The organism is Bradyrhizobium sp. 134, assembly GCF_023074155.1.
Lineage (GTDB): Bacteria > Pseudomonadota > Alphaproteobacteria > Rhizobiales > Xanthobacteraceae > Bradyrhizobium.
In genome coordinates, this window is the sequence record NZ_JADPKX010000072.1 from 116,345 (window position 1) to 128,090 (window position 11,746).

An 11,746-nucleotide genomic window follows, 5' to 3' on the forward strand; every position below is an offset into this window, starting at 1 on the left:
TAGCGGCAATGCGTTTCTATCCCACAGGGAGCGAGCAGCGCTGAGACCAGTTTTTTAGAAGGCGCGCTCACCAAGGCGGGATTGCTGAGCGCAAAGCGATGATCGACCGCGAGCACGATCTGTCGATCACCAAGCAAGCGGAAGTTTTGCAGATCAGCCGCGGCAGCATTTATCACCTGCCGCGTCCCATGAGACTTGGGCGAGCAAAGCATGCCGTCACCGCCGGGGTAGTCAAGAGGCTTTCTACCAAGAGGTGTGAGTTGCTTCACAATCGCGCTATGCAATGTTGGGTCGTCACGCTAGAATGCGCTCCTTGGACACATTGCGATGTGTGAAGTGGGATCACGCTTTTCACTTGCGGCCCAGCGTTGCTCTAATAGCGGGGCCGTCTTCTTAATTTGTCGCAATGATGCCCGTGCGTCCGACCATGGCAGTCTGAACAAGCAGAGGGGGTAACATGCAGAGGATGGCCGTAGTACGCCTGTCACTGCCGAGCACATCTCCCAGTGCAACAAAGAAAGATTTTTGGACCAACTATTGGCAGAGCAGCAGCCCGACTCGATCTCCCGCACCCGATGACAATGAACGGGCGCTCATTCAAGAGTTCGGGACAAAGCTCGCGCAGAAGATTTCTCGTGTGGATCGGAGCTGGAGGGACGTCCGCATCGAAGTACGCGGCGTGCGGTATGGCTCCATCGAACTGTTACTACTCGTCATCGGCGGGGAAGAGCTATTAAGCGAGATGTTCTGGACGGTGCTCGAATTCAGTGCGCCGGAGGCGTTCAACGACACCGTGAATGGCAACGTAGCCTTGCAAGCGCACGTCTCGCCAGGGCAAGGGGGACTTGCCGGCGGCGCAGGTGGGCATGGTGGGGGCGCAGGTGGGCATGGATTTAATCGGGCTCTTGCGGCCGCGAGGACGCCACTGACCGCGCTCATACTCGGCGCAGTGATCATCATCTACCTTTTGATGTGGAGGGTGGAATCGCTCGAAAAAGAGTACACCGCGTTGCACCACGACCACACGTCGGTGGTGAACAAGCTGACCGAGCAGAACACCGTGCTGACCACAGGACTAATGCTAAGGCTTGGTATTCCCGTGCCGCCCGGGAAAGACGAGCACAAGCAGGAAGGCAAAGCTGAAACTTCGACGCCGTCGCACAGTTCGCAGACGCAGGCTCCTCCCGCCTCTTCCCCGCTGCTTCCTCCTCCGGCTGGATCGCCACACACGAAAGCGGAGCCAGCGCCGCCGACACAGATATCACCATCTCCTACCTCTGAGCCACAGACGGGAACATCATCGTCCCCACAGCCAAACGTGCAGTCATCTCCACAAGGCGAGAAGCGCGGAGAGTCCCACTAATCTCTAAGATGTTCGTTGCCGTAGAAACTCGGTGGGCTGCTTGCAGTCCTGGCGTTGCCTAAGGTGCGGAATTCCTCGCATCTGAACCAAAAAGGAGGCTCAAGGTCCCATCTTCCCATTGTGAGTGAATCAGGAGGTCAACCATGTCCTACCCGATCTACCGCAGACCGCAAAGAGAGGAACTTCTCAGCCAAGGTGACATTCTGGATCCCGAGCCCTTGCGGACAACCTTGAAGAGGCATCAGCGCCGATCATTTACCCTATCGATCTCCATCGCGACGGTGGCATCAATCTCCGCGGGTTCGTGCGTGGTTGCCGGAGGACCGTGAAATTCGAAATGACTAGGCTTCCCAAGCTTGGGCGGAGGAATGGGGGACTTGCGCTGGGCGCGGATTGCGCCATCGTCGCCGGCGCGACAGACAGAAAGGCGACGGCATGAACGGCCTCGGTCTCTCAGGACGCATCACCGTGATTTCCGGCGGTTGCGGCGACATCGGCCGAGCCGTGCGCGAGCCGCAAGTCTCCTCGTGCGCGAACTAAGGTTGAATCTGATGCTTCGCCTCGCTGGTCAATTTGAAGGCACAAGCGACGCTTTCGCGGACAACGAAAGAATTGGGTTGGAGGCGTCGCGTGCAAGAGGTCGTGATGCACGCCAATCTCCGCCTCGCCCGGATCGGCTATTCAGCCCACCCAGTCAATGGCCGTGCACTCGACGAAGTTCTAGTGATGAACGCGAACTATAGACTATCTCAACGAACTTCCACGCTGAAGGCAGGACCGTCTCATCCCATGTGTTACCGAGTGGGTCCGGGTCCACATCGATGCGGGTTGCCACAATCATAAGGTAGTGTCTTACATATGCCGAGCGAAGCTCGGCAGCTTGCACACGTAGTCAACTTCCATTTTGGAACCCTGAACCCATGCTCCCTTGCAGAGTCGGTAAACCGGGCGTACCGCTGAGGTTGATGTGAAGATCAAAAAGAACTGGTTGAGTGTCGGCGGGACGTGCTCGAGTAAGGCGCCACTTTCGCCCGTGTTCAGCACGAGACAGCTTGCCGCCGAGGCTGCCGTCAACGGACATGTATTTTGCTTCAAGCGGAGGATTGAATGGGACACGACGGGCCCCGTCTTTTGCAGTGTCTGTGACCACGATCGAGCCTCGCCGGACTTAATCTCTTGGAGAGCGACAATTTTGGTCGCCCTTGCCCGATGAACTCAGCACGCAATGGAACGAACAATCTCGCTTCTCACCTGAGTGTGTCGTCTCGGCTTCCGATCGGAGCATTTCGTACCCAACACTTGACCATGCGCCTTTCGGACGTCTAGCTCTATTGTTGTATTATACCGATGTCGATTGATGCAACTCTCAGCGCATTCACGCTGAAATCTCGCGTTTGGCCCCCTTTCTTCGGCTGATTCCAGCGCATGCGCCCGACTGCTAACGCAGCGGAATGCCGTTTTGGTGGGCGGCGCCGGTACCGGCAAGACCCATCTGGCTATCGCTATCGCCACAAGCTGTATCCACGATGGTGCCCGTTGTTGGCGAGCGGAAGCTTAGCGATGCTGAGCTGGTACTTGATCGATCTTGCCTGCTTCTCGCTGATGTCGGTGGTGAGCAGATCGCCGACAACGCGCTGCGACGCGGCTATCAGGCCTCTGTCGAAGAACGGCATACCTCTCTGGCGCCCGCACGCATAGGACGGCATCGCAGCGGAAGCGGCGGGCGATTACCTGAAGCTGGACGACCGCACCGAGAGCGGCAGATGGGTCAGCCTCGCGACTACCGGCTATGGACACGTCGGGACACCGTTCCGGACGATGGACACAGGACCGACGCTTCACGCGTCAAAATCGAGGTCCAGCGCACCTCGCATCCGGGATCTTGGAGCTGATCGAAGCAACAGCACCTCTCCCCGATATGTGCTCCGATATGTGCTGAGATGTCAGCACTTCTCGTTCCAGCTCTCCAATAAAAAGAAAGCCACAACGGCATCGAAAATCCTCCTTCGGCAACCTGATTGTGGGGCGCGGCCATGATCACCTACATAGTCGGAGAGTGCGGTGCGCACGATCGGCTCTTAGAGGACCGGCGCCGCCCCAGTCGTTCGGGCTCGCGCCGGCGTAGTTCGACAGAAAGGGATCGTGCCGGCACTGGCGATGGCAGCTCAGGAGCTCTCGGGTCCTCTCGCTGGACTTGGCCCGTGCTCGGCCGCGGCTCCATCAGCTCGAGCACCGCTCGTCCCTTGTCCGTGATGCGCCACCCTCGATTCACTCGCTCGACGAGTCGCTGCGAAAAAAGATCGAGCTCGGGCACGCGGGCGCCCATTCTCTTGGTGCGCGCCGCCCAATCCGGACCGCTCGTGGCCAAAATGGCCATGTCTCGCTTGAGATCCGGCATGGATGCGAACCCGTCCGGGTAGCCGACAAGGATCTTCAACACCGTGACCTGGAAATTCACATGAGCGCTATCAGAGTTGTCTGCATCTACCGCCACATCGTTGGCGCGGAGCGAAGAGCTTCCATGCCGACCTGCCGAAGGCGGTTCACCGTGATCTCACCTCTGTTGGCGGCCTCCAAGATCTTGGAAGCGACATGGGCCCGAGTGCCGGTTTCGCTGCGAGGCAGACTGTCGCAAACCTCCTCAAGAACAGCACGCAAAAGCGCAGTGGTCGTTGCGTCCAACACTTGGCGACTCCGCAAGGCGCAAAGAATGGTAGCAGAGAAAGCACGGTGAACCCCTCAAAGAGACTACTAGCTGATTCCAAAGTCGAGTATGAACTTCACCACAGTCGTCGTTGCTTGTTGATTGTCCAAGACGTTGCCGCCATGCCGTCGAAGCAGGACAGTTGTGCTGGTCTGGCTCCGCCACGCCAGCGCTGGAGGAACCGCCTCCTGATGGTATTCAGCGCTGGAGCGGCTCTTTTTGACGATTTTCGCCGCGATGTCGGTGCGATGTCTCGCCACTTGCCAGAGTGTCTATTTTCCCGCGGCGAATCCATCTCCGGGGCAGCCGCAGCGGGCGTTCCGGTCCAGACAGACCGCCGGTGTTTATGTCCGATCGTTTTTCTTTCTTTGAGATTTCCTTTAAGCGCCGTGGGCGAAGCTGGTCATGGTCCGTCAGCACGAGCGAGGGCACGCCGGTTATAGCAGGCTCACGAAGCAGTCGAGCCGCCGCCGGATAGGAAGCGAACAGGGCGATATTTCTGCTGCTAAGCACGCCAATGGGCCCGCCTGTGTCAGTTTCGTCACGCCGAGCTGGCGAGCGGTGTCGGTCACGGCGTTGGCTCCCGCGCCATTAGGCCCTGGTCTGTGAGTGGCCATGTCATGACCATGTCCCAGTCCTCGTATTTTGCTGAATGCATCTAGGGAATGTCGCTGGCCGCCGTAACGGTGAGGTGATAGCGCGCATGCAGGGCCACTGTCTCGGCAACGATCGCGACCTCGCGCTCGAGCCTTGCCATCTGACCACTGAACCGGTCCGGAGTTTCACGAATGAGCCCTTCGGCCGCTGGCGCAGGAGCCAGAAAACGCTGAAGCGCCGTGTCGACGACCATGCTCTTGCCGGCTCCCGCGCGTTCGGTCGCGGCTTCAAGCCGCTCGAAGATGCTTTCGGAGAGCTGAACGATGATCTTCTTGGTTCGCAGACCTTCGTTCGAGCTCGGCTCCACCTGCCATCGGAACTTTTCCCAATCGAGCTGGCCTGACCTTCAGCCTCACCATCGATCTGCATTGTTTCTTCAGCTCCTCAATTGCGACCGCACGAAACGGCACACGCTATCCGTGCGGCGTGGCTTTCCGGTCGAAACAGATGAATCGGCCCAGCGATGATGCGTCGACAGAAGGGTCAATCCGACCACGACATCAATCGCGCCGACATCGGCGTCGTAGTCTGGCGTAGCCAAAGAAAGACGAGGCGGGCTCAAGATGAGCCGGATCTTTCAGCCTCCTGCGCGGCAGCTAGGGGCGACTCGCGATGGCCTTCTGGGACGTCAAGAAAGCTCCCCGCGCTTCACGACTCTGTGTCGGTCTGCCTTCGCGCGCGCCCGCTCGGCTCACCTAGGCCCGGCGCTCGATCGCCAAGGAGCCGTCACAGGCACTCTGCGCGGAGAAGTTTCTATTCGGGCTTCTTGGAGGCTTGCACGTCGATGCTTACCTCCTTCAGGACGCTGGATCCGCTCGCAAGTCGTCGTCCCAGCGCTTCGACAAAGCGGTCGTACCGCTCACCGCCCTTGGCGCGGGCGGCAGGGCTCGAATGCTCGGGCAATGCCGGAGTTGAGGTCAGCCAGAACCGGATGAAGAGCGCGACGGTCTCAAGCGTGATGCCATCATTGCGTTCAAGACGCTCGAGCACCCGCACAATCCGATCCAGCCGTTTTGCTATCACAGCCTCGCGCCGATCGGAATCGTCCGGAGAAAGGAAGGAACCTATTGCGGCCTCGACCACCAGCGACTTGGACCGGCCACCGCGGCTTGCGAAGGCCTCAAGCGTTTTGAACGTTCCGGGATCGAGATAGATGCTGAGCTGGACCTTTTTCACGCTGCCTCGCTCACAGGTCCATTCCATCGTCGGGATCGAGGGTGACGGTTCGCGCAACTCCCTGCATCGACCGGCTCATCAGTTGCGCCTGGACGGCATCCTCGTCACCCTCGTCGAGCTCGGGGTCGAACTCGTGCTCGCCGGCCGGCGTCTTGATCTCGATTTCCTCATGCAATTCCGGCTCGCGGCGTAAGCCGCCGTTCGCCTCGTCGCTCCTGCCCGTGCGCCTGGTCAGCAGCTGGCCCGACGGCGATATTTGGGCGCGGGCTGACCAGTCATCTGGGCGGGTGGGCTGCTTGTTCGGCTCCAAGCGGGGCGGCTTCAAGACACGTCGCTGGAATTGCGGATCCTCATAGTAGCGGACCTTGTTAGCACGGACCGGGTGCACACCGGAAATCATCACGACCGCGTCTTGCGGAGACAGTTGCATGATTTCGCCGGGAGTCAGCAGCGGACGAGAGGTCTCCTGGCGGCTGACCATCAAGTGCCCAAGCCACGGGCTCAGGCGGTGGCCCGCATAGTTCTTCATGGCTCGCAATTCGGTCGCAGTTCCGAGCGCGTCGGAGACGCGCTTGGCGGTGCGCTCGTCATTGGTCGAAAAGGCGATCCGGACGTGGCAATTGTCAAGGATCGCATGGTTCGGACCGTAGGCGCGTTCGAGCTGGTTAAGGCTCTGCGTGATGAGAAAGCTGCGGATGCCGTAACCTGCCATAAAGGCGAGTTGGCTCTCGAAAAAGTCGAGCCGGCCGAGGGCTGCAAACTCGTCAAGCATCAGAAGCAGCTTCTGCCGGCGCCGGTCGGGATCAAGGCTCTCGGTCAAACGCCGTCCGATCTGGTTCAGGATGAGCCGCATCAAGGGTTTGGTGCGGACGATGTCCGATGGCGGCACCACAAGGTACAGTGAGACGGATTCAGGACGGTCGACGAGATCACGGATGCGCCAATCGCTTCGCGCGGTGATCTTGGCAACTACCGGATCACGATAGAGCCCGAGGAAGCTCATCGCCGTCGAGAGCACACCCGAGCGCTCGTTCTCGCTTTTGTTCAAAAGTTCGCGTGCCGCTGATGCGACGACTGGATGGATGCCTGTCCCAAGATGCGGAGTCGCCAGCATTGCGTTGAGCGTAGCCTCGATCGGGCGAGATGGATCCGAAAGGAAATTTGCAACCCCAGCGAGAGTCTTATCGGCTTCGGCGTAGAGGACATGCAGAATTGCCCCCACCAAGAGTGAGTGGCTGGTCTTTTCCCAATGATTGCGGCGCTCGAGTGCACCCTCAGGATCGACGAGAATATCGGCGATATTTTGAGCATCTCGCACCTCGCAGTCGCCACGGCGGATCTCGAGGAGTGGATTGTAGGCGGCGCTGGCCGGATTGGTCGGATCGAACAACAGCACGGGCCCAAATTGCGCGCGCCATCCGGAGGTCAACTGGAAGTTCTCACCCTTGATGTCATGGACGATGGTGGAGGCCGGCCAGGTCAGAAGAGTCGGAATGACGAGGCCAACACCCTTGCCGGAGCGCGTTGGCGCAAAGCATAGCACATGCTCGGGCCCGTCGTGGCGCAGATAGTGACGTCCGAACCGGCCGAGCACGACGCCGTCAGGGCCTAACAGTCCCGCCCGTTTGACTTCGCGTAGATCGGCCCAGCGCGCCGAGCCGTAGGTGGTGACGTCCCGCCCTTCATGGGCCCGCAGGACCGAGAGCAACATGGCCATCGCTATGGCCGCGATGCCGCCGCTTGCAGCAATCGCGCCACCCTCCACAAAAACGACGGGCGCGTAAGCATCGAACTTGAACCACCAGCCAAAGAAAGCTGCCGGCTGATAAATTGGCCAATGTCCGAGCTTGAACCAGGGAGCCCCAAGCTGCTGCTGGAAGGCAAGCCGCCAAGCTGTCCATTCGGTCGCCGCCCACAGGAACGCGAGCACGATGAGGCAGACCAGGATGACCTGGTGCCAAATGATTTTTGTCGCCGACATGATCGGGTTATCTCGGCATATCGACGTGCGCACACAACTAAAATGGTGCTCGCGTCGCAGTGGCGCGCGTGGCAGCGCAGAGATCGGCGGGGACAAAGCCGAGATACGTAGCCAACCCATTCAAGTTAAGCGGGACTGATCGATCGAGGTTTGCATCACGAGACGGCGCCGAAACGCCGATTATGTGCGTGAGAGCTCATGGATAGGCAGAAAACGCTGACTTCGCTCAAGTAATGTGAAGCGTTCCTGAAGATTGCCCCTCCTGGAGCATTCAAACCCTGGTGTCGCTGAATGCGTCCCGGAGTTCTGACGATCGCGCAATAGATAAGCTCACCCGCGGCCAAGCGACCTTCCCCAAGAGCCACCTGAATCGCATGAGGTTATCGTACTTCGGCAATGCTGGTGGCTCAGGTAAGGTGGAGGTGTGGCGCATTCAAAGATGCGCCTGCTCAGATTGACCACGCCGCTTGCTGGTGCTGTGACCCTGCTACTTGCCGGGGTGGTCGTGACAGACGCGGCCGACTGCCCGCGGCAGGATGTGCTCGGCACCTCCCGCGTCCTCGAGGTCGATGCAAAGGCGTACCCGCGCGTTGGGTTGAACAGCTTTCGGGAAACGCTCCCTTTGGCCGACCATGAGGTCGTCCTCACCTTTGACGACGGGCCGCGGCCGCAATCACGCAAAAGGTACTGGCGGCGCTCGCCGAGGAATGCGTGCGGGCCACGTTCTTTCTGGTCGGCAAGTCCTCCGCAAAGTCTCCAGAGCTTGTTCGCCGAATAGCTGCCGAGGGCCACCATCGCACACCACAGCTGGTCGCATACGATGATGTCGAAGATGACCTTCGAACAGGGCAAGAGGGATATTGATCGCGGAATTGCCGCTGATGAGACGGGCTCAAGGGCGTCTCCGCCCCAAGCCCGCCATCCCGCTTTTTCCGGTTTCCGTATTTCGACTCGAGCCCAGTGACGCTCGAATTGTTGCGTTCGCGCGGGATGGTCGTGTTTGGAGCTGACCTTCCGGCGGGCGACTGGGAGAACCTAACCCCAGAACAAGAACTAAAGACCGTTACCGGGCGATTAGAGGTCGCAAGCAAGGGTATCATTCTCCTGCACGATGCCCAGGCCCAAACGGCCGCAATGATGCCGGCGTTCTTGCGCTATCTGCACGAGAATGGCTATCGCATCGTGCATCTGGTGCCGGCTGGCGCGATCAAGAGCAACGCTGAAGTCATCCCAGCGGCAAGCCGCAGCAGTTCGCGGCAATGACAGCGGGTAGATTGGGTTAATCTAACCAGCTGGTTCTCACGGTGAGCCCGGGTCCACATCGATACCATGGCACGGCCGTATCGCCCACTAGCGAAGCTCTCTTTCTTTGGCGAGATCGGGTCTCATTTCAGGAGGGATCCCGATCCAACCGTTGCCGCCGCGGTCGGTGATGTCGGCCTTATCCAATCCGGAGATTCTCGGCTGATACTTTGCCGGACCGACCAGCCTTGGCCTCGAAGCTGATCCGAGCGCCTTCTGCCAAGCCGGTGTATCCGGCCGTTTCAACGGCGCTGATGTGCACAAAGACGTCGGGGGCCGCCGTCATCCGGCTTGATGAAACCGTAGCCCTTGGTCGTGTTAAACCACTTTACAGTACCGATCGTCACCGTCACTTCTCCTAAATGAACACATGCGATCTAGCGAAAACTCGCACCGGCATCAAGATCTCCAGGAGGAGACAGTTGCTCGGAACCGGGCACGCAGAAGGGTCGAACCAGCGAACGTCCCGGCCCCCGAGACCCGCTGGGACATGGTTGCAGTGAGCGCGACTACGGCGAACTTCTTCTAGCGACAAAAGGATAGCGGGCTTCACTTGTACGTGGGTGAGCGCAGCCCAGCTAGGGCGGCAGTCTTGCGTCGTAGCCCAGCAAAGAGACTGCCAGTCAAAGTGACAGGCCCCGTTTGCGGTTCCAGGACCAATCGACATTGCCTGGACCTGCGATCCCGCTCACCTGTTTGCCCAGTTCCCGTTCTAGTGAAGGAGCCCATGGCACGAGCTGAAAGCCGAGTCCATTGTCGATCATGGCAAAGCGCCCCGAGGCGAGGGAAAGCCGCTGACGATATGTCCCCGAAACCTGTTCACCTGATTGAGCAGGTAGATGCGTAAGCCCGGTCTCCTCCGCAAGGCGCCGGCCGGCGCTATCGAGCTCGCGGCTTCGCAAGGTCTCGATCAGATCGCGGCCAAGCCGCACTCTGTCGCCGTGCCGCTGGGCAAGTCCGTACTCTGTCAGCACATCAATTCGCTGTTCCAGGGCTGCCCGGACCTCTGCGCCGAAACCGGCGCGCGAGAACTCAGCAGGTTCGCGCGCCACAAGCTGCCGGTCGAGCCATGTGGCGCCTTCCGCGGTGACCTGCTTGTCGAGGACGAGTTCCGATCTTACCGCGAGTGCGATGCGTGTCCGTCCCTTCGCATCCTCAAAGCGGCGGAGCTCCACGACGCCTCCAATCGGTCCGTCGCCAGCCGCCTCGATATCGGGGAGTTTGAGGTGATGGATGCGCCCGTCTATGCCGTCGACAATGGCAAAGGCATTGCCCCTCAGCTCGTCGTCGTGTCCGCGGGCGACGAGACGGCCAATGATCGGTTCACCGTGATGCTCGCCTTCGAGCGCAAAGGAGGACGGTGAGCGTGCGATACCATCCTTGGCAATCGCCTTGTGCAGCCGCTTGATGATGTCGCCGCGCTCGCCAAGCGCCCTCAGGCGTGGCTCGGCGTCTTCGGCCAAGACCCAGCAAGCGGGCCCCGCCGGCTCTGCCACACCCAGGCGCTCCAGCATCCGCATCCGCCCGATCCGAATGTCTCGTAACGGGTCCCGGGCACCATCCCGTTCCGGCCTTAAATCGATGACCCCATCGGCCGATCCCGCTTGCCGCGCGAGCACCCGGTCGAGCCTGGTCCAGCGTTCGGCGGTCACCTCGGCTTCCAGCCCTTCCCGGATCTGGAGCTCGGATCGGGGACCCAGTTCGCGGGTGACGAGATCGCCGGCCCGGGCGCGCAAGCCAGTTGCGATGTAATCGCGGCTGATGACGAGATCTTTTCCATCATCGGCGCGTCCGCGCACGAGAATATGAATGTGCGGGTGCTCCGTATTCCAGTGATCGACCGCGACCCATTCGAGGCGCGTTCCAAGGTCGCGCGAGGCCTGATCCATGAGCTCACGGGTGAAGCTGCGCAGGCTGGTGAGCTCGCCTGCATCATCGGGCGAAACGATGAAGCGGAAATGGTGTCGGTCACCCTCGCAGCGTTCGGCGAAGGCGCGGCCGTCTGCTTCATCTCCGAGAGCGTCAAAGAGCTTGCCTGGCGCTCCGTCCTGGGTGACCCCGTCACGCTGCAGATAACCAAGATGGGCCCGCAGCGCCCCGGGCGTGCGCATTCGGCGAACCACCCGCGCCTTGACCATGGCGCCGCGAGCGCGGTTGTTGAGCAGTCTGGACGCTGCAAGGCTCGCGGCGCGCCCACGCCCGAAGTTTGTTCCACGACGATAGCCGCGTGACAGGCCGCCGGCCTTCTGCGCGGCTCTGAGGGCCTGCGCCAGAAACGGCTTTGCCCGCGGCGCTCGCGTAGAGCGAATGCGGCCAGGGCGGATTCGGAAGTCGTCCTTACCGGCCATCGTTTGCCGGCAGAGTGCAAAAAGCTGAGCCGCGGCTGCAACTTGGCAAAACTGAAAATGTGCGCTCAAGATTCGCAAGTTGCACCGGATGATTGAAACTAAGGCAAGATTTCTCGCAACCGACCGGCCGCACCTTGCGGCTTTTATCCTGCCGTCTTAATCGGTCGTGTCGTCTGTCTGACCTCAGCCATTCTCGCTTCCTTTCTCGCTTGCGA

At 60.3% G+C, this 11,746-nt stretch carries 7 protein-coding genes and 5 pseudogenes; 4 read left to right on the forward strand and 8 right to left on the reverse strand.

Annotated elements, in window-relative coordinates; all coding sequences use genetic code 11:
- Positions 1 to 44 precede the first annotated feature (44 nt).
- The 3 genes and pseudogenes from IVA75_RS27840 to IVA75_RS27850 all read left to right on the forward strand — a co-directional run.
- A pseudogene (locus IVA75_RS27840) lies at positions 45 to 191 on the forward strand (IS3 family transposase); the annotation flags it as partial.
- A 266-nt stretch (positions 192 to 457) separates the two neighbouring features.
- Entirely contained in the window at positions 458 to 1,363 is a 906-nt protein-coding gene (locus tag IVA75_RS27845; RefSeq protein WP_247285500.1) for a hypothetical protein, read from the forward strand.
- A 1,444-nt stretch (positions 1,364 to 2,807) separates the two neighbouring features.
- A pseudogene (locus IVA75_RS27850) lies at positions 2,808 to 2,900 on the forward strand (ATP-binding protein); the annotation flags it as partial.
- Here IVA75_RS27850 and IVA75_RS27855 read toward each other — a convergent pair.
- The 6 genes and pseudogenes from IVA75_RS27855 to IVA75_RS27880 form a co-directional block, all read right to left on the reverse strand.
- Positions 2,899 to 3,000, reverse strand: a pseudogene (locus IVA75_RS27855) (IS21-like element helper ATPase IstB); the annotation flags it as partial. The pseudogenes IVA75_RS27850 and IVA75_RS27855 sit on opposite strands and share 2 nt — an antisense overlap.
- 404 nt (positions 3,001 to 3,404) lie before the next feature.
- Positions 3,405 to 3,821, reverse strand: a complete 417-nt coding sequence (locus IVA75_RS27860) for a hypothetical protein (RefSeq protein WP_247285498.1) — start codon at positions 3,819 to 3,821, stop codon at positions 3,405 to 3,407.
- Positions 3,822 to 3,847: 26 nt separating this feature from the next.
- Entirely contained in the window at positions 3,848 to 4,048 is a 201-nt protein-coding gene (locus tag IVA75_RS27865; protein WP_247285497.1) for a hypothetical protein, read from the reverse strand.
- Positions 4,049 to 4,725: 677 nt separating this feature from the next.
- Positions 4,726 to 5,031 carry a hypothetical protein gene (locus tag IVA75_RS27870; RefSeq protein ID WP_247285496.1) on the reverse strand — a complete coding sequence of 102 codons (306 nt, stop codon included), beginning with the start codon at positions 5,029 to 5,031 and terminating at the stop codon, positions 4,726 to 4,728.
- 446 nt (positions 5,032 to 5,477) lie between these two features.
- Positions 5,478 to 5,900 (reverse strand): CopG family transcriptional regulator, encoded by a 423-nt coding sequence (locus tag IVA75_RS27875; RefSeq protein ID WP_247285495.1) that lies wholly within the window; start codon positions 5,898 to 5,900, stop codon positions 5,478 to 5,480.
- Between the two features lie 10 nt (positions 5,901 to 5,910).
- On the reverse strand, positions 5,911 to 7,881 hold the full coding sequence (locus tag IVA75_RS27880) for a conjugal transfer protein TraG (RefSeq protein WP_247285494.1): 1,971 nt from the start codon (positions 7,879 to 7,881) through the stop codon (positions 5,911 to 5,913).
- Between the two features lie 439 nt (positions 7,882 to 8,320).
- Here IVA75_RS27880 and IVA75_RS27885 point away from each other — a divergent pair.
- Positions 8,321 to 9,144, forward strand: a pseudogene (locus IVA75_RS27885) (polysaccharide deacetylase family protein).
- 178 nt (positions 9,145 to 9,322) lie between these two features.
- Here IVA75_RS27885 and IVA75_RS27890 read toward each other — a convergent pair.
- Both IVA75_RS27890 and IVA75_RS27895 read right to left on the reverse strand, forming a co-directional pair.
- A pseudogene (locus IVA75_RS27890) lies at positions 9,323 to 9,530 on the reverse strand (cold-shock protein).
- 276 nt (positions 9,531 to 9,806) lie between these two features.
- Positions 9,807 to 11,531, reverse strand: coding sequence for a DUF3363 domain-containing protein (locus tag IVA75_RS27895; RefSeq protein WP_247285493.1), 1,725 nt, complete (start codon positions 11,529 to 11,531; stop codon positions 9,807 to 9,809).
- Between the last annotated feature and the right edge of the window lie 215 nt (positions 11,532 to 11,746).

What these genes read in the sequence shown, in the direction of transcription:
- IVA75_RS27845 (WP_247285500.1), top strand. Translation starts at nt 458, where the DNA reads ATGCAGAGGATGGCCGTAGTACGCCTGTCACTGCCGAGCACATCTCCC.
- IVA75_RS27880 (WP_247285494.1), bottom strand. Translation starts at nt 7,881, where the DNA reads ATGTCGGCGACAAAAATCATTTGGCACCAGGTCATCCTGGTCTGCCTC.
- IVA75_RS27895 (WP_247285493.1), bottom strand. Translation starts at nt 11,531, where the DNA reads ATGGCCGGTAAGGACGACTTCCGAATCCGCCCTGGCCGCATTCGCTCT.